This is a genomic window from Acinetobacter sp. ANC 5600, from assembly GCF_002018395.1.
Lineage (GTDB): Bacteria > Pseudomonadota > Gammaproteobacteria > Pseudomonadales > Moraxellaceae > Acinetobacter > Acinetobacter amyesii.
The window spans coordinates 161714-186982 of the sequence record NZ_MVKW01000001.1 but is presented as its reverse complement, the minus strand read 5'-3'; the positions used below and the strand labels follow the sequence as shown (position 1 = coordinate 186982).

Here is a 25269-nt window from a genome sequence, read left to right as displayed (position 1 = left end):
AGGGTTTATATTTGAATTATAAAAATGCAAAGAGAAAAACTATTCGAAGCTTCACTTCAAATGATTGGGGAATTAAAGCAGGAAATCATTGATAGTGATGTGATAGATTGCGGGCCTCGATTAGAGTTGGTTGAACAATGTATCTATATTTCATTTGAGCATGGAGTTGGGGTAAATAGCTTATTGTCTATAGGGTTACCTATTCAAGCGATGGTGCTATTTAGATCTCAATTTGAAGCAGTAGTTAGATCTTACTGGTTGCTTTTTATAGCTTCCAATCATCAAGTAGCGAAGCTAAATTTTAGCTATACATTTGAAGAGCAGTTTGAAAGTGATACTTGTCCAATGGTAAGTGAAATGCTGGAAAAGCTAAGTAAGGCAGATTTGCCTGCTAAACCAGTAATAGATCATTTGTGTGATTTTAAAAAATATCACCTTAAGCAATTAAATTCGTTGGTACATACTGGAAAGCAATCTTTTACTAGGGATGTAATGGGATTTAAAGATGAAATGTTGTTAGTTTTGATGCGTCAATCAAATAACTTAATTACAGCTGCTGCACAAATAATGCTAAAGCATACAATTCCAGATAAACAGAAGTTTATAGGTGTTTTAATAGAAAAATATCGTAGTTGTTTTTATTTGGATGATGATGTTGATCCTGTAATGAGAGCTAAAGTAGAAAAATATTATACAGATGGATATTTAAAATAAATCTCCTTCGGGAGTTTTTTATGGCTGAAGATTATGAAAAGACCTTACCCTCCTGAACATCTTATTGATAAAGACTGGTCGGAAGAATTTCTATTTGAACCAGCTACTGATATTCATGATTGGCTGCAAGAGACAATTCTTAATCCAAATAGCGATGTATATAACAAAGACCACATGCATTTGATTGGGCACACAGGCATTGGATTCCTGTGGGCTGAAAGTGCATTTGAAAAACAAGGTCGTGTGGTTTTAGGTCAAGCCGAGATTGTTCAGTTTCAAGCAAGTGGGTGGAAGAAATATAGACAAGAAGCGCAATTGATTAAATGGTTTGGGTTTTTACCAAAAGCGTTAATCACATTGGACGCACGGTATTGCTCTGACTGTTCTGATTCATCATTCATGGCCTTGGTTGAACATGAGCTTTATCACTTAAAGCAAAAGATTAGCCCGAATGGTGGGCCATGTTATGACAGCCAAACAGGGCATGCAGTATTACAAATACGCGGACATGATGTTGAAGAGTTTTTTGGTGTGGTACAGCGTTATGGTGGGCATTCAGGAATTCATAAAATGGCAGAGCTTGTGAATAACGGACCAACAATTTCTAAGGCAAAAATTGCTCATGCATGCGGTACGTGTTTATTGAAGTTGGCTTGATAAAAAGGATCACATTTCTACTTTTCTAATGACATTAAATTTAATAGAGTTAGGTAAAAATTGGGGGTGATATGGCTACATATAAGCAGATTCAAGAATTCATAAAAGGCAAACACGGTATTACAGCTCAACCATGCTGGATTGCTCATGTTAAATCAGAACATGGTGTTGCTATGCGATCAAATAGACAAGGCAAAGAGCGAGTTAAACCTTGCCCTGAAAAGCACAGAGATAAAGTTGAAGAAGCATTAAAGCATTTCAAAATGATCCCCTAAGCAGGGGATTTTTTTTATCTATCGTGCTTTACGTAGCTTTACGGAGAGGTGGCTGTGGCAGCACTAAAAGAGCCTGTAAAAATCTTTATAGTCCAGTCTCTTGCTTGCTTTGAAACCCCTCAACAAGTAGCGGACACTGTAAAGCAGGAATTTAAAATTGAAATTAGTCGCCAGCAGGTGGCTTTATACGACCCGACAAAACACTCTGGACGGAATTTAAGTAAAAAGCTTAAAGACCTTTTTCAAAAAACAAGGACTGAATTTAGGTCTAATGTTTATGACATTCCTTTAGCCAATAAAGCTGTACGCCTTACCGAGCTACAGAAGATGTATTACGGGTGGGGTGAAAATAGATACATGAAGCAAGGCATCATTAAGCAGATCAAAGATGAAATGCACGGTCATGATGCTCAACTTTTAGATATTCAATTAAAGCAGCTTGAAATTGACAAAATCAAAAATGGCGATGGTGAGGGGGCAGATGATCCAACTCCCGTAAAAGTCACAATTCAAGTTGTAAATGCGAGTAAATCAAATGCCGAACATCAATCCGACACTGAATGTTCCGCAGGCGAACTTCCTTCAGCTGAAGAATAAATTCAGGGCCTTTGTTGCTGGTTTTGGTAGTGGAAAAACTTGGGTAGGTTGTTCGAGCCTTTGTGACAAATCTTGGGAATTTCCTAAAGTGCCGCTTGGCTACTTTGCGCCTACCTATCCGCAGATTCGAGACATCTTCTTTCCAACCATTGATGAAGTAGCGTTTGATTGGGGTTTAAAAGCCAAGATCTATGAAACAAATAAAGAAGTTGATATTTATTATGGCAGGCAATATAGAACAACGATTATTTGCCGCTCAATGGAAAAGCCACAAACGATTGTAGGTTTTAAAATTGGTCACGCTCTGATTGATGAGCTTGATGTGATGAATAAGGATAAGGCGCAACAGGCTTGGCGAAAAATCATTGCTCGTATGCGTTATAAACAAGCAGGTTTGATGAATGGTATTGATGTCGCCACCACTCCAGAGGGCTTTAAGTTTACTTATGAGCAGTTTGTAAAAGAAGCCAATTCAACACCCGCCAAACGTGCATTGTATGGAATGATTCAGGCGTCAACTTATGATAATGAAAAGAATCTACCTGATGACTATATCTCATCACTGTACGAGTCGTATCCACCTCAATTAATTTCAGCATATTTACGTGGACAATTCGTCAACCTAACCAGTGGTGCCGTTTACCCTGACTTTGATCGAAAACTAAATCACACAGATGAAGAAATTCAACCAAATGAGCATTTGATCATTGGGATGGACTTTAACGTCCTGAAGATGGCAGCTGTTGTATATGTAATTCGTGATGGAAAACCTTTGGCATTGGATGAGATGGTAGGAGTACGTGATACACCAACTATGGCCACATTGCTTATTGAGCGGTTTCCTTTTCATGAAATGACTGTGATTCCAGATGCTGCTGGGCAATCAACATCATCTAAAAATAGTAGTGAATCGGATCATCAAATTTTAAGAGACAAAGGGTTGAGAGTTGAGGTTAATGGTACCAATCCAGCAATTAAGGATCGTATCAACTCAGTTAATGCCTTGATTTTAAATGGTGATGGTGAGCGTACCTTAAAGGTAAACACCAATAAGTGCCCTAGATTTACCGAAACTCTAGAGCAACAAGTTTATGACGATTTTGGGGCGCCTGATAAAAAGTCAGGACTAGATCATGTGGGTGATGCTGGTGGTTACCCTTTAGTTAAGCGGTTCCCAATTATTAAACCTGTCACACGCATCGATATACCAATGTTTGGATTCTAATATGAGCATTACAGCAACACATGCCGACTATGATAAGCACATTGCGACTTGGAATAAGTTGGATGATGTTTGTGGTGGTCAGGAAGTTATTAAGGCAGCAAAAGAGAAGTACCTGCCTAAGCCATCTCTGTTTAATTCAAAGAATGATCCAGATGGTACAAACCGCTATAAAGAATATTTGATGCGCGCAATCTTCCCCGGTGTGACAAGCCGTACTTTGGCAAGTCATATTGGCTTGGCTTATGGCAAATCACCAGTATTCAATAAACCAGATGAATTGGAATATTTAGAGCGCAATGCTGATGGTGCAGGCCGATCTATTTATCAGAGTGCTCAACGTGCAACACGTTTAATTAACCGAAACTACCGCTGTGGTGTTTATGTTGATTTTCCAAATGTTGCGCCAAGTCGCAGTAAGGCAGAGGAAAAGTCTAAAGGTGCTTTTCCGATGATCCATATTCTTAAGGCTAGTTCAATTATTGATTGGGATTACATCATTGTTGGTAACCAGAAAAAGCTAAGTTTTGTGAAACTGCTTGAGACGGTAAAAACCCGCAATGGATTTAAGGTTGAAACTAAAGATCAGTATCGAATTTTGGCGCTTGAAGAAGGTGGTAGCGGCTTTGTTTACACAGTTCAAATTTATACGAAGAACGATAAACACGAATGGGTAGAAGGAGAGAAGTACATTCCAACTGATTACCATGGTCAGCCTTGGGATTATATTCCTTTCACTTTCTGTGGTGCAGTAGATAACTCAGATGAAATTGGTACAGCACCACTGTATGAGTTGGCAACTATGGAGCTGTCTTATTACACCAGTACTGCTGATGTAGAAGAGTCGGCATTTATTGTTGGTCAGCCTACTTTGTGCTTTCCGAATATTACGCCAGAACAGTACGCCATGGTAAAGAAGTCAGGAGCCAGTGTAGGTAGTCGCTCTGGTATTCCTACGGATGCAAAGATGGTCCAAGCGGAAAAAAATGGACTGGCTTATGAGCGTATGAATGATAAATGGGACCAAATGAAAGAGCTTGGCGCTCGATTAATTGAAGTTGGATCCGCTAACAAGACAGCGACTCAGGCAGACAATGACAGCTCAGTTCAACATTCAGTTTTGTCACTCGTTGTGGCGAATGTATCTGAAGCCTTTACCAATGCACTGCGCTGGTGTGCCAAATTTGTGATGCCTGAACATGATCTAAAAGTGGATGAGCTGAGCTTTACGATTGCTCAGGACTTCAATAAACCAAAATATGACCCAACACGCTCAAAATTGATTTACGAAGCTTGTCTTGCAGGTGAATTACCAATGTATGTCTGGTATCACTACGAGCAGACCGGTACTTTCCCAGAAGATAAATGGGAAGACATCGTTAAGAAAATTGAAAAGCGTGAAGATGGTGGAATTGATTCACTAGATGATAAGGATTAAACATGAACATTTCAGCGCAGAAAGCCTTGGTTGATGCGCTGAGCCAACATTCAGCTTATCTCTATCGCGCATCATCTCAAGCAGTAAATGAACTTACAGCTCAGTTTAATAATCTTTCCAATAGCCAGTTAAACCGCTTAGTAGATATCTTAAACGAGCTGTCAGACTCAGAGCGAAATGCACTTAAAAGCCTAAACTTTTCGAGTAAGGCTAAATCAAGTAAAAACATTGAAGATATTAAGACCATTCTGAATGAGTGGTTCAAATCAATTGATGTGGACTTGTTTGAGCAGTTCGATAAATCAGCATTACAGTTGGCCGTTTATGAGGCTTCATATTCTGCGAAGTTGGTTGCTGGTACTGCTGCGGTAGTCAATGCTGAAAAGATATATAAGGCCGCAAAGAAAGCACCTTTTTCAGGTGGTGCTTTGGTTGATTATCTATTTGCAGATATTGCAGCAACACTACGAAAGAAAGTTGAAAGTGCAATTCGTGATGGTATTTCTCAAGGGCAGACCAATCAGCAGATTGTGCAACGAATCAAGGGGCGAAAGGCTTTAGATTATAAAGATGGCTTACTTAAGTCGTCACGTGAATCAATTGAACGTCAAGTAAGAACAGCCCGCAGTCACATTAGTACTGCAACTTATATCGATACGTACAAGACGCTTGGGTATGAGTATGTAAAAGTTGTAGCCACTTTGGATGGGCGCACTTGTAAGTACTGCGCATCAATCGACGGTGACGTATTTTCTATCGATGATCCATTGCGGCCAAGATTTCCAGTGCATCCAAATAACCGCACAACATATATGCCTTGCAATAAGGATGGTGAGATTGGTGGATTACGGCCTTTTGTTATGGATGAACGTAAAGTCAAAGATATTCCCAAGGATGAGCGCAAACATCTTATTGGCCAGCTTGATGCCAATACATCATTTAAAGAGTTTTTCGAGCAGTCGGATGAGTTCTTTCAGCGCACTTGGCTGGGTAAATCTAAGTATGAGCTTTATAAAAAAGGTGAGTACAGCATTGATAAGTTTGCTGATCCGCTGAATAAGCGTGGTTATACGTTGGATGAGTTGAAGGTTTTAGATAAAAAAACCTTTGAATTGTTAGGTGTTTAAATATAATAGTCATCACTATTTTAACTAGGCAGATAACAACAATGAAGCTTTTCGCATTTCTATTTTGTGTAATTGTATCAAGCACCTCTTTTGCTTCAACTCAAAAAGACTTTGAACTTAAATATTACAAGTTAATGGAGCGATACGTTCAAACACAATCGGACAGAAATCAAGTGATTTCTACAGAGGCAAAGAATGAGCAAGAGGATCTAGCTAGGTCCAATAAACTTAAAGCTCTAGATTGCAAAGGTTGGAAAGAGAATATTGAACTTTATGATTTTGTCTTAAGTAGATTTAAGGAGTATGAGGGAGCTTCAGAAGGTGTCCGAGCAATGGGATACACCAAAGAAAGCCTGCAAGATGAGTCTGAATGGTTGCGTGAGCAATTAAACCAACCAGAGAACAAATGCAAATAATCCAAATCATGACCCGAAAGGGCTTTCTTTAGGTCATAAGGACATCTCAAAAGCAGTAACAGAAGTTTAACTTGCAGAAAACAAACTTTAGAAATTCGAAGGTTATTGCTTTTTTGCAATTACCCAAAAAACTAAATTCAAATAGAGCACCTCCCGAGGTGCTTTTTTATTGCCTGCTGAAAGCGGATGCGGACAGCGTAACGAGCGGATGCTCATTTTAGAAATAGGGTCGGATGACTTATGAAACTTAAAACACAAACAATCGACGGTAAGACATATGCGGAAGTAAATGAGCAAGGCTTGCCTTTGTATATTCACGATGATGGCAAAGAAGTAGCACATGATGCAGCCCAAACCGTAGCTACCATTTCACGTTTAAATGGTGAAGCTAAAACAAACCGTGAACGCTATGAAAAGGCTGAATCCACGCTTAAAGCATACGAAGGCATTGAAGATCCAGCAGCTGCTAAAAAAGCGTTAGAAACCTTGAAAAACTTCGACGATAAAAAATTGGTGGATGCTGGTGAAGTCGAAAAAATCAAACTCGAAGCAATTAAAGCTGTTGAAGACAAATATGCACCAATTGTTCAAGAGCGTGATGCCTTCCAAACCCAACTGCATAACGAACTTATTGGCGGTGGTTTTGCTCGTTCTAAGTTCATTCAAGACAACATCGCTGTACCGGTAGACATGATTCAAGCCACGTTTGGAAAGAACTTCCAGATCGAAAATGGCAAGGTCGTGGCAGTTGGTGCAGACGGTCAAAAAATCTATTCACGTGCACGCCCGGGTGAAATCGCAGACTTTGATGAAGCTTTAGAAACTTTGGTTGGCGGATACCAACATAAGGATTCAATTTTAAAAGGTTCTCAAGCTGGTGGTGCGGGTTTTCAGGGTGGTGGTGGAAACAAATCGGGCCCTAAATCTTTGGCTGAATGCAAAACCAAAGAAGAAAAGATTGCTTACATGAAGCAAGTGGCCGAACAAGCATAAATTAATTTAAGGAGAGGCATATGCCTTTTGATTTACAGGTATTTAACAAGCAAACCTATGCCGCAATGACAGAAACGGTGGCACAGGACATTGATAAATTCAACGAAGCATCACAAGGCGCAATCCAATTGATCAATGAGCCTTTCGGTGGTGATTTCAACATTGAAGCATCGTTCAAGGCAATTGCTGGAATTGTGCGTCGTCGTAATGCATATGGTACAGGTACAGTTACCGCAAAACGTTTAGAACAATTACTTGATGTAGCTGTAAAAGTCGCAGCAGGTACACCACCCATTGAATATGAAAAACAGCAGTATTCTTGGATTCTTCAAAACCCTGAACTTGCTGCCTTAACAATTGGTGAGCAGTTGGCCAAAGCGCGTTTAGCTGACATGCTGAATGCGGGAATTTTGGGTGCATCTTCTGCGATTTCAGGTAATCTCAATGCGGTACATGGTGATGGTACTGATGCGGCATCTTTCCGCTTGCTAAACAAAGGTGCGGCAAAACTCGGTGATCGTTCAAGCGCAATTCGTGCTTGGATTGTTCACTCCACAACGATGCACAACCTGTTTGACAATGCTCTGGCCAACTCAGAAAACCTGTTCCGTTATGATGGTGTGAATGTGGTTCGTGATCCGTTTGGTCGTGTGTTTGTGGTGACTGATGCACCAGCCTTAGTAGGTGATAATGCTGGCACTGCATTCTACAACTCGCTAGGCCTTGTTGAAGGCGCTGTTGTTGTGAATGACAACAATGACTTCAATGCTGAATTGGTGCCGGGCACCGGTGGTGAGAATATCAAGTACACCTACCAAGCTGAGTGGACATTCGGTGCAGGTGTGAAAGGTTACGCATGGGATACCGCTACTGGTGGCAAATCTCCAACTGATGCAGCAATTGGCACTCCAACTAACTGGGATCTGATCGCATCAAGCGTGAAAGATACAGCTGGCGTCCTAATTAAGTCTGCTTAAATGAAGTGCCCCGAAAGGGGCTTTTCTTTGCCTGATTGGAAATAGAAAACATGAAACAAGAATCTAATAAACGCCTATATTTCACGGATGACTTCTCTCCCGAAAATGTGGCAAAACTTCAAGGTGAAGGTTATATCCTCCGCAAAGCCAGTGCTTATCACGAGGCTGATACTTTGGAACCATGCTCAGAGGTGGCTGGTGATGTTCCTAAGGCTTATCTTGATCTCATTAAGCGCAATAATTCCAATATTGTCACCATTGAAGCAAAAGTTGGCATCACACCAGAACTTCAAGCCACGATTGATGATGCGAAAGCTGAATATGAAAAGGTTGTTGCTGAAAATGTGGAGTTGAAAGAACAACTAGCCACAGCCCAAGGTGAATTCATTGCATTCAAAAATGATGTTGCTGCTATGCAGGCGCGTATTGATGAATTACAGCCACCTACCAAAAAGCCAACTGCTGCGGAATTGAAAGCAGCTAAAGCCGCAGAAGAAGCCGCCAAAGCAGAACAATCTAAGGAATAACCCATGAGCTTTATTACCCAAGAACAGGCTGAGCAGATTATGGGGGCAGACTTTGCACCAGCTGGTGATAAAGCTCGCCTCATTAAATTAGCAAATACATGGATGAAGAATGAAGTTGGCTTTGTTCCTAATCCAATTGATCCAATCCTGATCGATGCCGCATGTGAAATTATTAAAGGCATTCAAGCTGGTGTAATTTACGCGGGCATTGCACGTCAAACTACCAGTGAAAGCGTAAAAGCAGACACAGTGCAGGTCACCGAAAGTTTTGCCGAGGGTAGTGTTGAGGTATCTGAGTTCGAGCAAATTGCACGGGCTTACATTGCATCATTAGATTTAAAGCCTAAAGGCTTCGGGTTTGAGGTGTTTCGAGCATGATTAACACCGACTATGTGCCTGAATGGTATATCACGCCTTTTGAGCATTCGAAGTACACGCTTGCTCGTAATCAAATGCATATGGATCTTCTGTTTGATGACATGAATGATTCGGATGAATTTCTATCTCTTGGCTGTCCTGCGCAAGTCGATTATTACGATGGCGGCAGGCACTGCATTGTTCAGCTCGGGGAAACGCAAGATAAATCACTGATTATTGTTCATGGTTTACTGTTGCATGAAGCTGTGCATATTTGGCAGCGTACAAAACACCTGATGGGTGAAAAAGAGCCAAGCATTGAATTTGAAGCATATTCAATACAACGAATAGCTCAAGACTTATTTGCTATGTATGAAGAGAGCGAAAGTCATGATCAAAAACAAAATTCAATCTAAAGTGGCTGCGGCATTTAATAAAAAGTTAGCTGATGCTGTGGATTCATTCACCTGTGAAAAACTGATTTACTCGGGTGAGTTTGATTTTGAAACGCAGACTTACCCAGTCATTGGTGATGAATCTTATTCTGGTCGTGGCGTGCTATTTGGTTCTTATTTGAAGGATATGGTCAAGCCTATTGATTATCAGGTGACAGACTGTAAGGCTACTGTGCTGCAGAATGAAGTCACTGGCTTGCCGCAGATTGGTGATGTCTGGGCTACATTAAAGGGTCGGTTCAAGATTGTGAATATTGGTGCAGATCCGACTAGGAGTATTTGGGTTTGCCAGTTGCGGAAGGTGTAGCTATGGCCTGGAAAAATAAACCGTCTAGTTTTGCTTTACAAATATTGGCTGATGGTGATAGTCATTTACGCAAAGTTAGTGCCGAGATGCTACAAGGTGTGATTGTTGGCAGTCCGGTAATGGATGGTACGTTTCGTTCAAACCACCGCGTCACTGTGGATACAACAACAAATGAAACAGTAGAGGGCACTGGAAATACATCATCAAAAGGTAATCTGGATCAGGTTGTTTTCAATGATGGTGCTAAAGAGATTCTGAAAGCCCACTTGGGTTCGTGTGTGTACATTCAAAACAATCTCTCGTATGCGGTAAGGCTTGAGAATGGACATAGTGAGCAGGCTAAAAACGGCATCTATGCATTAGCATTCCAGTACGTCAGTGAGAAATACAAATGATGACAAATACTCAGGCTTTGAGAGCTATCTTGGCCCATATTGGTGCGTTCACCGAAATGCCGAAAGAATATATCCAGTTAGCAAACGCTCCTCTGTATGAGGGCAAAACGTTTGAGCCGCCTGGAAATGAGATATGGGCTAAGGTTACTGTTAAAAATGCTGGATCATTTATTGCTGAAATTGGCAGCAAACCCAGTACGAGAACAACTGGCATTATCTTCATTCAGTTATTTGCACCACTTAATACCGGTACCGATTTGCTTTCTCAGATGGCTGACAAGTGGGCTGAACATATGCAGTTTCATAAAAAAGATGATTTGGAGTTGCGTGAGGCTTCTATTATTGATGTAAGTACCCATGGTGAGCTCTATTACCAGTACAACGTGAATATTTCGTACGTAGTGAACTAAACCCAAATTCTTATTTAACCGTCCTTTTAGGGCGGTTTTTTTATGCCTAAATTCAGGAGACAACTATGTCAAAGGGCACAGATGTGGTAATCCACATTGCGAAAGAAGAAACACCTAATACTTTGCCTGCGGTGCCAGTGTGGCATACGTTGCGTCGAAACTCAGACTCACTCAAAAAGACGGTATCGATGACACAATCTGATGAGATTGTAGGTTCGCGTTTTGAGCAAGGTTCAGTGGCAAGTTCAGCCAAAGCAACGGGTAGCATTGAATTTGAATTATCCGCCTTAAGCCAAGATATGTTTTTTGAAGGTGTTGCTGGTAATTTATTTGTTGATTCAGGCACACCAAGTGTTTCAACTTTGGAAATTGGTGGTGACACACTACCAACATACACAATTGTTAAGCACGACAAAAAAGTAGGGTTTATCCAAGTTTTCACAGGTTGTCGAATTGGTGAGCTGACCATTCAAGGCGACACAGAAGGGAAAATCACAGGCACAGCTTCAATTAGTGCAACCGGCTATAGCAATCCAATTGCAACACCAGTAGTAAATCCTGTTGCAGCTACAGATACTCCATTTATGTCATCGATTAACGTGAATGAGTTTAAAATTAGTGGTGTGTCCACAGTTGGAACGGCTTGTGCCGAGTCCTTCACTATCACCATCAATAACAATCTGACTGCTAAGCCATGTTTGGGTAACGGTAGTTTGATTCCAAACCGCTACACAGAGGGCAATGTCACTATTACCCTTAATGTAACACTAGCTCTTACAACTACATCAAAAGAATGGATTCCTTACGTTGAATCACGTGAAACTATGACATCTGAAATTGGCATGGAAGATTCAAAAGGTAATGCATACGGCTTCAATTTTACGAAGCTGGAGCTTGATAACGAAGGGCTTTCAGATACCAATAAAAATAATGATCATACTATGGCGATGGAATTCCGCCATGTGAAAGAAGCACCAACAATTACACGCACAACAGCATAATTAAGGCCCCGAAAGGGGCTATATTTTTGGAAAAAGAAAATGACCTTAGTTGTAGAAATTGAAAAAAGCAAAGAAACATCTCTTTGGAAAGAATACAAAGATGCTGAAGGTAACGTATTGGCTCGCTTTAAGATTCGTGGTGAGGCATATAAACCATATCGTGTTGCATTAGAACGAGCACAGAATCAGGTCGCATCTAAAGGTTATGTAGTATCTACGGCCAGTGGTGAAGATAAGCTTTATCATGAATTATTACTTGAAGCCGCTGCTTGTCATCTTATTGAAGACTGGGATGGTGTATCTTTCCGTGAAAATGGCAAAGAAACTGAGCAGCCTTATACACCTGAAAATGCCACCAAGTTGTTAAACATGGGTGATATAGGTGTGGCAATTTGGGCCTTTGTAAAAGCGCATGCTGAAAAGATCCAATTAGAAGCGGATCAAGTGAAAGCCGACACTTTGGGAAAGTCACAAAGCTCTACCAATGGCACGCAGGAGACGGTGGACTAACCGACTTTCAGAAGAAGATCCGCGATAAACAAGGGCGAAAATTAGATGATGCGCCTGAGTTTAGTTATATCGCTCACGCTATTTTGAGTGCATTCAATGTGATTGCACGTGGGCGCTCATATCATCCTGTGACTATGCCGTTAGATGGTAGCCATATCAATGCGTATCTTGAGTTGTATGAAGCACCTTGTGAGCTGCATATCTTTGTTGAGTGCATATTTGCATTGGATAATCTGTTTTTGGATAGGGTGAGGGAGAAATTAACGTGAGTTGGTTTCTTTTGCTGATAAATAGCCAGTTTGATGATATTCCGCGACAATATTTAACGCACTTGTTATAGAAAAGAGTATTCATTTAGACTTACATGTGGTAACCGAAAAACATTGACCGAATATTCTCTATGGAATAGTATTCTTAGATAAGAACCCTATTATCTTTTGATAACAGGGTATTTTTGTCTAAGGAGTTTCCTTATGAATTTCTCATTTAGGTTTAAGAGCGATAAGCAAAAAAATAACCTTGATGAATCTGCAAAAGTTTTATCAGAGGCTGTTGAATCTTATAAAAAAGCTATACAGGAAAATGTTGCTCAGTATAATGAACACAGAAAAAAAGCTGAGGAGCAAATAGACCGTGGCGCAAGACTCACAAGACATAGAATCAATCTTTGATTTCTTTTACCTTGATAATCCTAAAATTAAATCTTTTTACGCCCAATTAAACGGTTTAGGGGCTCTTAACTCCCTTAAAAATACTAGTCAAATTAGTGATTCCAGAAAATTAGAAGCCACAGCAGGTTTACCTCCTGTGGCCGGTGGAAAGATGGCTAGCGATCATACTGCTAATACCGCATCTGAAAGTGTATATGATGGTTTACCTACAATGCCTCGCGAAATGATTAATAGGCTTGATGAGCTTGGTTTTATTCATAGGGAATTAAGTCCTAGTATGTTAGGGAATCTTGTTCTTTACGAAGGGCGCTTAGGTATAACTGATATCGGTGTTGCCAAAGAGTTGCTTAATCCAGCATTGAATTTCCACATAAAAGATTTAATGAGTGATAATAAGACAAAGAAAGAAGGTGTTGCCTTAAAATCAATTCAGAAAGATATGATTGATTTTTTTAAGGGCCTGCCATTTAGCCTTGAGGCAAAATTATTGGTTGATGATGGTAGTATTGACGAAGATACAGGCATACCTTACGCACATGAAGTATGGATGACACTGAATCGCGATGAGGTGGTTGGTAGTCCTCACGATCTAAATTTTAAACATGGTGAGTTTTTAGCTGGGAAATGGTATGTTTTAGGGGTGCTAGATGCACTGCCTCACGATGAGTTTAAATTTAATACTAAAGAAAGCGAGATTAGAGAAGGTATTTCTACACTTATTAAGTTAATGAAAGAGTTAGTAGGGCGACCAGAAACATCATTTGGAATAACACCAATTGCAATTTTTAGAGTGCTAAAGCCTCGAGCTGCCTAATTTCAACCAGCCTTGGCCGGTTTTTAATGCCAAAAGAAAAGCACCTTAGGGTGCTTTTTTTATTGGGCCATTTTGAATAACTATATCCTTAATTTCAAAGAGTTTTACATTTCGTTTTGAATTGACAGCAAAGCATGAGTTTTTATTACAGACATTTGTAAGCTTGTAAGCTGATACCTTTTCTTGACCTTTTTCGATGAATGCGGGAAATTTAGTGTAGTTGGTTTCCTTAGGAATATTTGTACTAAAATTTGTTTTATGGTTGTGTTCAGCAATTTTAAATCCCTCGGCTTGTAGGTTTTGCCCAGCAGAAAATATTGCAATAAAAGCATAAACAAATATTAGAAGTACAAAGTAGTGGATGGCAATTCGAAATATGGTTGTTTCCCCATTAATTTGACTGCTATCTCCATATGCGGAATTAGCTATTTGCTGATAAGTAATTTTATTTTTAGTAAGTTTTTTTATAGAAAATTTCACTGCATCGCAATCACAGAACAGTGGGCGAGATTTCCTTTTTTTAAATATATATTCCACCTGGTAGGGTGTGAGTTGCAGACTCGTAATTGGAAAATACTTTAACTTTTTATGTTGATCATAAAATTTAAATCTTACTAAATATAATAAAAACAAAACGGTGGTGAAAATAACACCCATAATAAACTCTGCATCTTTACGAGAGTAGCCCGCAAAAAAAGAGATTACGAGAATTGCAGTTAGAAGCGTTAAAAATCTGTCAGGTGCAACAACAATGCCATCGACTAATGTTGTGGATAAGGATAACTCAAAGAAACTTATGTGCACGCCAAAGTATTCTGCATACCCAAAGTTGTACCAATAACCACACCAAAATAAAAATGCGGTAAAAACGGTGATAATTAAAGCAAGATCAATATTAAAAGAAAATTTCATATTTTTATTAAGTAGATAGGTTTTAGAAATTACACAACCTCGGATTGAGGCTGTGGAAGAAAGCACCAGATATGGTACTTAGTCAGCGCTGACTTACTTTTCTTGGTTTTTTTTAACGATTGTAAAATTATTGTCTTCTAACTTTTTCACAAATAGTTCAATAACATCACCAATAACTTCTTTGGGAATGGGTGGAGCAGTGCGGTGTAGTAATTCTTCTGGCGTCATATTTATCGGGTGGTCTTCTGGATACAAAATAAGGCTTTGTTCTAAGCGCGCAACCAGCTCAGCAGTAATAGAGCGCTCATTATTAATTGCCGATTTTTCTATCTGCTCTTTTAGTTTTGTAGGTATTCTAAAATTTACCTGAGAATAATCCTTTGCCATTTTCATATACCACAAATCAACAATAGCCCAATCATATATAGCAAAAGTGCTTTACACAATAAATCAATAGTGCTATAAAGTAAAAATGCTATATAGCATAAGTGCTTTATTGGAGGTTGAAATGGCAAGAAATGACACACAGGTGAACGTAAGAATGCCTCATGAAATTGTGGGGGAGTTGAAGCAAGCGGCAGTAAATAACCGTCGATCCATGACAGCTCAACTAAACATCATTATTGAAGAGTGGCTTAAAAATCAAAACGAGAATGCGAAAGCATGAAATCAACAGACAACAAAAAAGCCCAGAACTTGGACGGGACGGGCTTAATTGATGTCATTACTAAGAGAAGTAACTATGTCTAATTTAACACAAAACTTTGTAAACCCAAACAACCAACCTTTAGTTATTGGTAACTTTTCAATACGCCAAGATGAAGATGGGCGCTATTGCCTAAATGATCTTCATAAAGCGAGTGGTGGTCTTGAAAAACACAAGCCCGCACGCTTTATTAGAAATAAACAAACTCAAGAGTTAATTCAAGAAATTGACCAAGTCTCAGATATGAGCCTTGGTGAAAATAACCAAAGACCAGATTTGGTCTTCGCTGTTAAAACACTTCATGGTGGACCAAGCTCGGGAACTTATGTTGTTGAGGATCTGGTCTATTCATACGCTATGTGGATTTCTGCTAAGTTTCACTTAATTGTAATTCGTGCGTATAAAATGCTGACGACACAATGGAAGGTTGGTAATCGTCAGACTATTTCGCCTGAGCAAAAAGACACACTGCACAAAATCGTTGACCACAAGGTAAATGGTAATCAAGGTTTACGCGCACAGGTCTGGACACGACACAACCGCCATTTCAAGATTAACTCTTATCACGAGCTACTGGCTATTCATTTTGAAGATGCAGTTAAATATTTGCTCGAAATGGAAGTGAAGCAGAGAGCCAAGAAAGAAGAAGTTAAAGCTCTACCTTACCCACAAGAGGTCATTCAAGTGGCACAGCAGATTAGCCGAGAGTTCAACAAGTCCCGATATGATTCATGGCATGTGAGTGCCCGTAATGGTGTATTGACCGCAATGCCTTTACCGCACGGATTCTTTCCAACAATGGACATTGCTGAGTTTACTAAGCGCTTTGATAGTGTTCTGGATCTTCTATATGGTACAGACACCTTAAGTATGGGACGCCACTTTTTAAGAGAGCGCCAAGCATAAATAAAAGACCACTCTTCGGAGTGGTTTTTTTGTACATAAATTAGTATCTTGTGAGCTCTTATAAGAGGGTGTTCACATGAGAAATATATTTTTTACTGGGGTTATTAGTTTTGGTTTGGTTGGTTGTGTTGCACCAACTTATAATTATCAAGCAACTCCAAAGCAAGTTAGTAAGCCGCCTATTAATTCGGTTAATACAGCATATGTTGGCGATAAAATGCTGGAACAAGGCGTGTTGATGGATAGAGCGGTTTTAAGTATTCCTACTAATACCAAAGTAAATTTCGCCTATACAATGTCTGCTGGCTATTATCAAAAAGTAGGGCAAGACCAGAAGGGTAGTTACTACAGTGCAGTCAACAATATATCAAATGGTGGTAATGTTCAGAGATCGGCGATTTCCGATCCATTTCAGGCTGTAATGTTGGGATTAGATGGGAAGTTATGTGTTATTACTGTATTTAATGCAAAAAATTGTACCGATCAGTACTCTGCGTCCCATACATCTATTGGTGTTGCAAGCGACAATTCATTTCAGCAAACTTTGATTTATAGTGGCAAAGTTGGTAACAAGATCAATGTTGGTTATCGTGAGTTTTCGAGCAACTTAGCAAGACCAGCATTTAACAATGATGTTGAGTATGATTTAAATGAGTCTAAGCAAATCGGGTATAAAGGTGCTCTTTTAGAGGTTCTGGATGCTAACAACCAGAGTATCACTTATAAGGTTTTAAGGAATTTCAATAAAACCGAAAATTAAAATAAACCGCCCAAGTGGCGGTTTATTTTTGCCCGCAAAATTAGTATCTTGTTCTAAATTATAAATTTGGGGTGGGTATGAAATCGGTTGTTATATTGCTATTAAGTCTGGGCGGCTCTAGCGCATTTGCTAACGACCTTTACACACTAAAAGACCGGGATGGAAATTCCATCTTAAGTTCAATGGAAAACCCTGATGCAGAATATAGAAACTTTGTTGTGGATAAGAATACATACACAACAAAACCAAAACCTGAAGACTGGAATTTAAATTGCACAAAAGATAGGTTTAGCGGTACTAAATCTTGCACGTTAAGTAAGCCATATAATGCACTATTAGTGGGAATACATGGTGGGCGACATAGTGTTTATATTGGTCGAAATCACTTTCCACGCACTCAGAGCGCCATAAAAATTGATAACAATGCTCCAATTTATGGCTATGAGGGATCAAGCAACACCCCGCAAAAAGTTATTGAGCAAATGAAAAAAGGGAAAGTTGCTTACACACGATATAAAGAATGGCCTTATGAATATAATCAAGATGGTGAAACCGACTTAACTGGATTTACTGAAAAATACAATGAAATGCTAGAAGAGTACAAAAAGCTCTAGTCAATACAATCAAACCAACCTCGCTTTATGCGGGGTTTTTTATTGCCTGCAGGAAAGCAAAATGACCACACAACTAAGCCGTTTAGTGATTGAGATTGACTCCCGCAATGCTTTACGCAACGCACAAGCCATTGGTAGAGAGCTTGAAAATATTGATAGAAACGGTACACACGCGTCGCGCTCTATGGATAGTGTGTCTGTAGCTACACGTCAACTTGCTGGGCACATGGCAGGACTACTAACTGTTGGTGCGGCAGTAGCAAAAATGGATGCCTATACTGGCATGCAAAATAGGTTGAAACTAGTTACAGAGTCACAAGAGCAATTAAATCTAGCAATGAGTGATACTTTCGTTATTGCTCAAAAGTCCTACCAATCATGGGATTCTGTGATTCAGGTTTATCAGCGCTTTAGTGATAATGCGAAAACACTAAAAATTGATATGGCTAAAACAGCCGAATTAACAGAAACAGTTTCGAAAGCTGTTGCAATTTCAGGTGCAAGCACTCAAGCAGCTGAAGCAGCATTAACCCAATTTGGTCAAGCGTTGGCCTCTGGTACATTGCGTGGTGAAGAGCTCAACTCGATTCTTGAACAAACGCCAGCTTTAGCCAAAGCAATTGCTCAGGGTATGGGAATTACAGTTGGTCAACTTCGCTCTGTTGCTGCTGAGGGAAAAATCACTGGTGAAGTCCTTGTTGATGCACTAACAAAATCAAAGCAATCAGTAGATGAATTATTTGCAAAAACCGATGTAACAATAGGTCAGTCGCTTCAGCTGCTAAGCAATGAAGTCACTAAATTTACAGGTGAAGCTGGTAAAGCTTCGGGTGCTGCAACAACCTTAGCTAGTGGCATTCAAATACTAGCTAACAATCTTGATGCTATTGCAGGCATTGCGGTGGTTGGCGGTGTGGCTTTGCTAACCAAGACCATTCTTGCTCAAGCAGTGGCTATTCGCGGAACAATCTCTGCTACTCTGGAACGTCGCGCAGCAGATACAGCAGCCCTGCAATCTCAGATTCAATTGGCTGCGGTGGAGGTGCAACGTACTCGTCAAGTAGCAGCATTAGCACTTACTGAGATCAATCTAGCTCGTCAGGAGCTTAATAGCGCCACAACGCGCCAAGCACGTGCAGCAGCAACCATGCGATTGACTCAAGCTGAAATTGCACACAACATCGCCATTAAGCAGAGCACAGCAGCCGTAGTCACTCAAACTGCTGCTGAAAATGCACTAAATGCTAGCCGTTCACGCGGAGCTATGTTGCTTGGTTTGGTTGGCGGCCCAATTGTTGCAATCACAATCGGTGTGGCTGCATTAACTGCAGGATACATGTATCTTCAAAAACGCACAGCAGAAGCAAATGCAAAACTTGAAGAACAAGGCAAGGTAGCTGAGAAGACCAAAGAAGAACTTTTAGCTCTAAAAGGTGTTCAGCTTGATGTTGCTAAAGATGATTTGGCGGCATCATTTGAAGACCAGAACGACAAATTGAATAAGTTGAACTTGTCGTTTAATGGCTTTATTCGCACAGTTAAAAACGCGAATGCTGGCAATAAAGAGGTCCGTGAAATCTCAGATCAGGTGCACAAAGGATTGATGTCACAAGCTGATGCTATCGAGAGATTGAACAAACTAAAACTATTAACACCTGAGCAAAAATCCCAAGGTTTGGATTTAATTAAGAGTTACGAGGAGGCTAGAGTTAAAGCACAGCAAAATGCAGATGCTCAAAAAACTCTAGGTCAGCAAGTAACTTTATCTGGTAATGCTGCATCTAATGCCGTTGGCAAAGTAAACGATAATACCAATGCAATGTATAACAATGCTGATGCAGCAAATGCCGCGGCAGACGCACAGTCTAAGTACATTTCAAATCTACAGAAAGGTGCTGCACAAACCATTATGACCAACAAGCTAATCGCCAAGGGATGGGAGATTGAGCGTGCAAAAATGGCATCACAAGCAGCCTTTGAAAATGGAGGGAAGGTTTCAGCAAAAGATATTCAAATTATTGATATGAATATCGCGGCAAATAAGAAACTGCAAGCCTCAGAGGATGCAATTGCCAATGCTAAAAGAGGATCATCTAAGGCATCGAGAGCAGCTTTATCACAGCAAAAAAAAGATGCTAAAGAAGCGGATCGCGCAGATGAAGAGCAACGCAATCTAAGAGAGCAATACATTTATGCTTATGCTGATAGAGAGAAGCAGATTGAATTAAGTCTATCCAAAGAAATAAATGAAATTCGTAAGGCGAATTTTGCCAATCCGGAACCATTCTTGGAGGCAGCAAATAAGCGCGCATATTATGAAAAGCAAATTTATTTATCTCAGCTACAATTTGAAATTAATGAATTTCAAATGAGTGAAGAGCAAAAGCTTAAATACTCTTACGATATAAAAAACTTACAACTTCATCAAAATTCGGAAATAACCGAGAAAAATAAAGAGATCGCCATTAATGCGCTCGAAAATCAATACCAACACGAACTCGGCCTCATCAAACTTGCCAAAGAGCAGCGCATCTTCCAAGCTGAACAGGCGATGTATTCAGAAATGGATGCTATTAGAAAGCGCTATGAGCTGGAGCGAGAGGAGATAGCCAAGACAGCTGGTATTTCTAGCGATGAAAAGGTTCGTAGGTTGTCTGCATCTCAGTTTAATCAAAAACAAGATGAAAGCGATTTAACAAAATCACTTATGCGCGACTATATGGGTGTAATGGGTTTTGAGGAAAATCCTTTAATCCAGCAATTCGAGGTACTTCAAAAAGCTCGTGAAAACGACTTAATTAACGAAGAGGAGTATCAGAACGCCAAGTTGCAACTACAAGCAAAGTCCACAGCAAGTTATATGGAGGGGATGTTTGGTGGTTTTGCTGAACTGGTGGATGAAAACTCTAAAACATATGCTGTGTTGTTTGCAGCACAGAAGGCTTTTGCTGTAGCACAAGCTATGTTGAATATCCCTCAAGCATACTCAAAAGCTTATGATGCGGTTGTTGGCACTCCTTACATTGGTCCTTATATTGCTCCAGCAATCGGTGCGGCGGCAGCGGCATTACAGGTTACTCAAGCAGCAAGTATTAAAAATGTTTCTATGGGGAGTTTTGCCACTGGGGGGTTCACTGGCATAGGTGGTAAGTTTGATCCAGCGGGCATTGTACATAAAGGAGAGGTGGTTTGGTCGCAAGAGGATATCAAGCGTTGGGGTGGTGTGAATGTTGTTGAAGCTATGCGAACATCTCAGCCGCCTAAAGGGTATTCGGACGGCGGCCTAGTTACCCCTAAAGACACCTACCGTGTAGGCATGGGAACTGTGGATGCGATTGAACGTGGCGCAAACGTGCAAGCAGAACGGCAGGCTCAGGCCAATGTAAAGGCTCAAGCGGCGAGCCCACAACCAATTGAAAGTAACATTCGTGTCGGAATTTTTGATGATCGAGATGACATGATGAATCAAATGTATGGACGCGATGGAGAAAAAATTGTTATGTACCATTTAAAGAGAAATGGTATGTTAAAACCTTAATTTTTATAAGTAATTGAGAGGGTGTGTGAAAAATATTTATTTAGAAACTTTAGCATCGGTGGTTTGTGCAAGCAAGGGTAAAACGAGTACAGGTATTGGTATTACATTAGTAGTTAATGGGATGTTAATAAGTGGGGATCTAATATCAAAAGGATCTTTCTTTGATGAGGAAGGCAACGAAAGCTTAAAGGCTTTACAGGATAAGTTGATTCAAACAGCCAAAGAACACAACCTAAACGATGTGGAGGGGATTGAACCAGATCATGAGTTTGAGCCAACTTTATATCTTAAAAATGCAAAATACTTTTCTGGCGGAAACCAAATACCAACTACTGGTGGCACATTAATTACAGTGGACTTAGATTCTGTAGATGCATTTAGTATGGGAAAATTTGAGCAAAAGTAAATTGAACTATCAATTCTTTAATTGGCCCACTTCGGTGGGCTTTTGTCTTAAACTTATGAAAAATTCTTAGATATTGAACAAATATAAAGTATACTTCTGGGAAAATTAAAATCTGCTTGTATGGGGCCCACTACATGTCTGCACTTTTACCTGCGACAAAACTTAATGAGGTTTTTGCCTTATTTGGTGTTCCTGGATTAAAAGATTTAAAGCCATTTGGTTCCACAGGAAAAATAAAAGCTAGCTATAAAAAAGCTATGTTAGATTTAATACCCAAAGAACCTATAGATGCTCACACTGGATTGGGAGCAATTTATGTTTATGAAAACAATTTTGATTTAGCATTGAATGAATTTAAGAAGGCATACGAAAAATCGGGTTTTGGTTTATTTGAATCATACCATTATGCGAACAGCCTATTTATTTACGGCGACCAAGAGGAAGCTGTAAATATTTATCTTAACTTGGTTAAGGAACATCCAAATGATAAAAATGTATTTAATGATGCTGTCAAGCGATTTACAGATTATTGTTATGTAGGTCATCTTAATGCTGCTCTTGAATCCTCATATTGCTCAAAAAAATTAACTGAGGAGAATAATGCAGATATTAAAGATATGTATGACGTAATTTTAATGCTGAATCAATTCGGTGTTTCTACTGAATATTTTAGAAGTTTAAAAAATCTAATGGCCAGAGCTTTCTATCAATTTTTCACCCTGCCTAGTGAATATGAGATTTTTACTAATTATGATGAAATTAGGCAAACCTTTACACTAAGACTAAATATAGATTCAAAACTTTTAGAAGACCCATTTGAATTTATTAGTGATATAAATGATTATTTACAAGATCAATTGATTGATTTTTACAAAGAAAGAAATGTAAAAGTTGGATCAAATGAAGATAAAATTATTTCATATTTTGGTTTGCAGTAACTGGGGCGATAAAAGTGATTATTAGGGAAATTGAAGACCTTGCTACTGCTTTAGAAGAAAATGATTTAAGTAATGTGAGTGCTGAAAACTTGTTGCGATCAAGTTGCAGCAAACATTATTATCATTTATTTCATTTGGTTGGAGAATGGTTGAAACGTAGGTTTTCATCATTTATTAAGTCTAGTGGAGGCAGCACACACCAAACATTAAGAGTTTGTTGTGAGCTCTTAAGCGACCACTACAATGATAAGGATTTTCAAAAAATCAATTTAAAATTAAAGGCCTTGCACGATGTCCGAGTCCATGCAGATTATCGACTGGGTGATGATTTTAAAACTACCAATCTTATGATTATGAAGTCTGAAAAGAATAGAATTTTTGAATTGATTACCAATATTGAGGTAAAGTATTTCTCAAGCCAAGTCAAAGAAGCTTGACCTAAAATTAATAACCGCCCATCGAGGCGGTTTTTTATTACCTAAAATTCGAGGACAAAATGAAAATACAAACCAAATATGGCGAAGTACATGTATTAACAAATTGCCCTCTGCTTGATTCTACTGAACGTCTTGAGTTTAAAACCGAGGTGCATGAATCATATGATGGTAGTGAAATTCGATACATTCAGCGTGATGCACCGCGTCAAATCTTGAGCTTTAACTATGTGAATATGCGTAAAGCCATGGGTGATATGTTTCACATGCTCTATGCAAATTTGCGTAAACAGTGGGGTATTCCACTGCAGCAGTTTCGACAGATTATTCCAAATCTTGAAGATAGCGACTTCATTATCATGAACACGACAGCACACCAAGCCGACCTTAGGGTCGGTTTTATTTTGCTTGAAAGTTCTGAAGGCACTCAAGCTTCTGAGATTGTGAGCATAGGTCGCTACATCATTGTGCAAGAAGAAATTCGAGATCCTGAAACACAAGAAATCATTCAAGAGTTGATTACTGAGTATCAGGACGGCTTCCGACTTGCAGCTAATGTGACAGCAACCAATGCATCAATCATGCCGCTACGGATCTGCATCATTGATGGTGATGCTTCAATCAACACTGGCGGTTTTTGGTCTAGCTCAAGTGTGGCTTTTCGTGTGATTGCAGAGGATTCGCCTGAATTTGAAGCTGATGTGCCTGAGCAATTCCTTGGTGATGATATTTACTTCAAGCCGTTGTTGTTGGATGGCAATTCTTTGGAAATGACACTGACGCAGCATCAAAATATTGTCGATGGTGATGTTGGTGGCTTTCAAGATTTTACGCATTGGGCTAAGCCACGATATTTAAAACCATTTAAGTCGTTACTACGTGACTGGAACCAATACACGGAGTATCGCAAGTTTTTATTTCGTCGAATGGGGCGTTTTCAGGCATTTTGGATGCCGCTATATGAGAAGCATTTGAATATTCTCAATACTGGCAACATTACAACTTCACTGAGCACAAATACAAAATATTTGCTTGAAGCGGATCGAAAGCATCTTGCGGTCAAGCGCAAAGACGGTACTTGGACAGCACACACGATTACTGCAAAAACAGGCGGTTCACTCACTGTATCGCCAGCAATCAATGCTCAACGCAGCAACATCCAAACCATTTGCTATTTAGGCCTGCATCGGCTTGATGCTGACCAGATTGAATTTCAATTTTTAGGTGCACATAAAACGCAAGTCACTGTGCCAATCGTGGAGCTTTCATCATGAAAACGAGAGCGGAACTCTATCAATTTAAGCATGGTACCCGCACCTGGTATTTCACCAATCAGCGCAAAGTAATCATGCATGCAGGTATTGAATATCTGCCAATTCGCGGCATTTCACGTACTGCGATTGAAGACGAAAGCATTGATAAATGTGATACCGAAGTTACACTTCCGCAAATGAGCTTATTAAATGCGGAAGGTGAAAACCTTGCTGCAGTATTTGCAGGGAAAATCTTTTATGGCGGGGTAACTGTCACAATCCTTGAGCTATATCAAAACGAAACGCTGGTACTGCATAAGGGTCGTGTGACGCAGCCGAAATTTGATGAAGATGCAGACACGCTAACACTGGTATGTGAAACAGGTGAATCGTACTTAAATCGCAATATTTTGACGCGCAAATTTCAGTCTTCGTGTCCGAATTCAATCTATGACCGTTGGTGTGGTTTGGATTTTGAGAAGCTGTCATTTGAAGTAGTGGTCACAGCGGTATCGGGCTTAGCTGTTGGTTTCAGCGTGGTACCAACACAGGTGCTCGATGAGCAGGGTAATCCAGTATTTGAACAAATCCCTGTTTTAGATGAACTAGGTCAACCTGTTTTAGATGGCCAAGGCAATCCAACTTTTGAAGATGGTGCTACTGTTATGGAGACTAAAGCATATCCTGCTGGATGGTTGAATTTAGGCTTGTTAGTGAAAGATGGTGTTTACACCACAATCACGGCGGGCGGTGGAAGTTCTCTATCGCTATATCGTCAACATGTGGGATTAAAAGTTGGTGATGTGGTTCGTGTTGCACCAGGTTGTGATCAGTCATTAAAAACCTGTCATGAAAAACTCAATAACAGCCTGAATTTTGCAGGGCATCCATTCATACCTAGCCAAAACCCATTGGAAACACAGTTAATTAAGTGAGTTA

General features: G+C 39.8%; 32 protein-coding genes. 30 read left to right on the top strand and 2 right to left on the bottom strand.

All coding sequences use genetic code 11. The features are described from left to right. Positions 1 to 24: 24 nt before the first annotated feature. The 20 genes from B1201_RS16880 (at position 25) to B1201_RS00790 (ending at position 13863) form a co-directional block, all read left to right on the top strand. Entirely contained in the window at positions 25 to 714 is a 690-nt protein-coding gene (locus B1201_RS16880; RefSeq protein ID WP_171263713.1) for a DUF6988 family protein, read from the top strand. 33 nt (positions 715 to 747) lie between these two features. Further along, a complete protein-coding gene (locus tag B1201_RS00885) occupies positions 748 to 1371 on the top strand; it encodes a putative metallopeptidase (protein ID WP_078191939.1) in 624 nt (207 codons plus the stop codon). Between the two features lie 71 nt (positions 1372 to 1442). Next, a complete protein-coding gene (locus B1201_RS00880; RefSeq protein WP_078191938.1) occupies positions 1443 to 1646 on the top strand; it encodes a hypothetical protein in 204 nt (67 codons plus the stop codon). Positions 1647 to 1700: 54 nt separating this feature from the next. Further along, entirely contained in the window at positions 1701 to 2243 is a 543-nt protein-coding gene (locus B1201_RS00875; RefSeq protein ID WP_078191937.1) for a DUF2280 domain-containing protein, read from the top strand. After that, a complete protein-coding gene (locus tag B1201_RS00870; protein WP_078191936.1) occupies positions 2182 to 3468 on the top strand; it encodes a terminase large subunit domain-containing protein in 1287 nt (428 codons plus the stop codon). Before B1201_RS00875 ends, B1201_RS00870 begins: the two co-directional genes overlap by 62 nt. A gap of 1 nt (position 3469) precedes the next feature. Beyond that, on the top strand, positions 3470 to 4903 hold the full coding sequence (locus B1201_RS00865) for a DUF4055 domain-containing protein (RefSeq protein ID WP_078191935.1): 1434 nt from the start codon (positions 3470 to 3472) through the stop codon (positions 4901 to 4903). A 2-nt stretch (positions 4904 to 4905) separates the two neighbouring features. Next, entirely contained in the window at positions 4906 to 6030 is a 1125-nt protein-coding gene (locus B1201_RS00860; protein WP_078191934.1) for a minor capsid protein, read from the top strand. A 41-nt stretch (positions 6031 to 6071) separates the two neighbouring features. After that, positions 6072 to 6446, top strand: a complete 375-nt coding sequence (locus B1201_RS00855) for a hypothetical protein (protein ID WP_078191933.1) — start codon at positions 6072 to 6074, stop codon at positions 6444 to 6446. 240 nt (positions 6447 to 6686) lie between these two features. Next, positions 6687 to 7439 carry a DUF6651 domain-containing protein gene (locus B1201_RS00850; RefSeq protein ID WP_078191932.1) on the top strand — a complete coding sequence of 251 codons (753 nt, stop codon included), beginning with the start codon at positions 6687 to 6689 and terminating at the stop codon, positions 7437 to 7439. Positions 7440 to 7459: 20 nt separating this feature from the next. Continuing rightward, positions 7460 to 8416, top strand: coding sequence for a major capsid protein (locus B1201_RS00845; RefSeq protein ID WP_078191931.1), 957 nt, complete (start codon positions 7460 to 7462; stop codon positions 8414 to 8416). A gap of 50 nt (positions 8417 to 8466) precedes the next feature. Beyond that, complete coding sequence (locus B1201_RS17085; protein ID WP_228144730.1) at positions 8467 to 8943, top strand: hypothetical protein; 477 nt, start codon at positions 8467 to 8469, stop codon at positions 8941 to 8943. A gap of 3 nt (positions 8944 to 8946) precedes the next feature. Then, entirely contained in the window at positions 8947 to 9321 is a 375-nt protein-coding gene (locus B1201_RS00835; protein WP_078191930.1) for a hypothetical protein, read from the top strand. Then, complete coding sequence (locus B1201_RS00830; RefSeq protein ID WP_171263712.1) at positions 9318 to 9716, top strand: hypothetical protein; 399 nt, start codon at positions 9318 to 9320, stop codon at positions 9714 to 9716. The genes B1201_RS00835 and B1201_RS00830 overlap by 4 nt, the downstream gene beginning before the upstream one ends. After that, positions 9691 to 10062: a glutamate 5-kinase gene (locus tag B1201_RS00825; RefSeq protein ID WP_416202466.1), complete on the top strand. Its 372-nt coding sequence runs from the start codon at positions 9691 to 9693 to the stop codon at positions 10060 to 10062. Before B1201_RS00830 ends, B1201_RS00825 begins: the two co-directional genes overlap by 26 nt. A 2-nt stretch (positions 10063 to 10064) precedes the next feature. Further along, positions 10065 to 10457 carry a hypothetical protein gene (locus B1201_RS00820; RefSeq protein ID WP_078191929.1) on the top strand — a complete coding sequence of 131 codons (393 nt, stop codon included), beginning with the start codon at positions 10065 to 10067 and terminating at the stop codon, positions 10455 to 10457. Then, positions 10454 to 10867 carry a phage tail terminator-like protein gene (locus B1201_RS00815; protein ID WP_078191928.1) on the top strand — a complete coding sequence of 138 codons (414 nt, stop codon included), beginning with the start codon at positions 10454 to 10456 and terminating at the stop codon, positions 10865 to 10867. Before B1201_RS00820 ends, B1201_RS00815 begins: the two co-directional genes overlap by 4 nt. A gap of 65 nt (positions 10868 to 10932) precedes the next feature. Beyond that, positions 10933 to 11868: a phage tail tube protein gene (locus B1201_RS00810; RefSeq protein WP_078191927.1), complete on the top strand. Its 936-nt coding sequence runs from the start codon at positions 10933 to 10935 to the stop codon at positions 11866 to 11868. A 39-nt stretch (positions 11869 to 11907) separates the two neighbouring features. Next, positions 11908 to 12378, top strand: a complete 471-nt coding sequence (locus tag B1201_RS00805) for a hypothetical protein (RefSeq protein WP_078191926.1) — start codon at positions 11908 to 11910, stop codon at positions 12376 to 12378. 473 nt (positions 12379 to 12851) lie between these two features. After that, on the top strand, positions 12852 to 13049 hold the full coding sequence (locus tag B1201_RS00795) for a hypothetical protein (RefSeq protein WP_078191924.1): 198 nt from the start codon (positions 12852 to 12854) through the stop codon (positions 13047 to 13049). Continuing rightward, positions 13012 to 13863, top strand: coding sequence for a hypothetical protein (locus tag B1201_RS00790; protein ID WP_078191923.1), 852 nt, complete (start codon positions 13012 to 13014; stop codon positions 13861 to 13863). Before B1201_RS00795 ends, B1201_RS00790 begins: the two co-directional genes overlap by 38 nt. Before the next feature lie 45 nt (positions 13864 to 13908). Here the strand turns inward: B1201_RS00790 and B1201_RS00785 are convergent, their stop codons facing one another. Both B1201_RS00785 and B1201_RS00780 read right to left on the bottom strand, forming a co-directional pair. Next, the gene (locus B1201_RS00785; protein ID WP_078191922.1) at positions 13909 to 14775 is read right to left on the bottom strand and encodes a hypothetical protein; all 867 of its coding nucleotides are present in this window, start codon (positions 14773 to 14775) and stop codon (positions 13909 to 13911) included. Between the two features lie 93 nt (positions 14776 to 14868). Next, on the bottom strand, positions 14869 to 15168 hold the full coding sequence (locus B1201_RS00780; RefSeq protein WP_228144729.1) for an Arc family DNA-binding protein: 300 nt from the start codon (positions 15166 to 15168) through the stop codon (positions 14869 to 14871). 115 nt (positions 15169 to 15283) lie between these two features. On the opposite strand from B1201_RS00780, the gene B1201_RS00775 reads away from it, so the two are divergent. From B1201_RS00775 to B1201_RS00730, 10 genes are all read left to right on the top strand, one after another. Continuing rightward, the gene (locus B1201_RS00775) at positions 15284 to 15442 is read left to right on the top strand and encodes an Arc family DNA-binding protein (protein ID WP_078191921.1); all 159 of its coding nucleotides are present in this window, start codon (positions 15284 to 15286) and stop codon (positions 15440 to 15442) included. A 75-nt stretch (positions 15443 to 15517) separates the two neighbouring features. After that, the gene (locus tag B1201_RS00770) at positions 15518 to 16387 is read left to right on the top strand and encodes a KilA-N domain-containing protein (RefSeq protein WP_078191920.1); all 870 of its coding nucleotides are present in this window, start codon (positions 15518 to 15520) and stop codon (positions 16385 to 16387) included. A 76-nt stretch (positions 16388 to 16463) separates the two neighbouring features. Further along, entirely contained in the window at positions 16464 to 17147 is a 684-nt protein-coding gene (locus B1201_RS00765; protein WP_078191919.1) for a hypothetical protein, read from the top strand. Positions 17148 to 17224: 77 nt separating this feature from the next. Continuing rightward, positions 17225 to 17761, top strand: coding sequence for a hypothetical protein (locus B1201_RS00760; protein WP_078191918.1), 537 nt, complete (start codon positions 17225 to 17227; stop codon positions 17759 to 17761). A 61-nt stretch (positions 17762 to 17822) separates the two neighbouring features. Next, positions 17823 to 21299 (top strand): tape measure protein, encoded by a 3477-nt coding sequence (locus B1201_RS00755; protein ID WP_078191917.1) that lies wholly within the window; start codon positions 17823 to 17825, stop codon positions 21297 to 21299. A 25-nt stretch (positions 21300 to 21324) separates the two neighbouring features. Beyond that, positions 21325 to 21705, top strand: coding sequence for a hypothetical protein (locus tag B1201_RS00750; RefSeq protein WP_078191916.1), 381 nt, complete (start codon positions 21325 to 21327; stop codon positions 21703 to 21705). A gap of 134 nt (positions 21706 to 21839) precedes the next feature. Next, positions 21840 to 22643, top strand: a complete 804-nt coding sequence (locus tag B1201_RS00745) for a hypothetical protein (RefSeq protein ID WP_078191915.1) — start codon at positions 21840 to 21842, stop codon at positions 22641 to 22643. 14 nt (positions 22644 to 22657) lie between these two features. Then, positions 22658 to 23080, top strand: coding sequence for a hypothetical protein (locus B1201_RS00740; protein WP_078191914.1), 423 nt, complete (start codon positions 22658 to 22660; stop codon positions 23078 to 23080). 59 nt (positions 23081 to 23139) lie between these two features. Next, a complete protein-coding gene (locus tag B1201_RS00735) occupies positions 23140 to 24351 on the top strand; it encodes a hypothetical protein (RefSeq protein ID WP_078191913.1) in 1212 nt (403 codons plus the stop codon). Then, positions 24348 to 25265, top strand: a complete 918-nt coding sequence (locus B1201_RS00730) for a phage BR0599 family protein (RefSeq protein WP_078191912.1) — start codon at positions 24348 to 24350, stop codon at positions 25263 to 25265. Before B1201_RS00735 ends, B1201_RS00730 begins: the two co-directional genes overlap by 4 nt. The last annotated feature ends 4 nt before the right edge of the window (positions 25266 to 25269 follow it).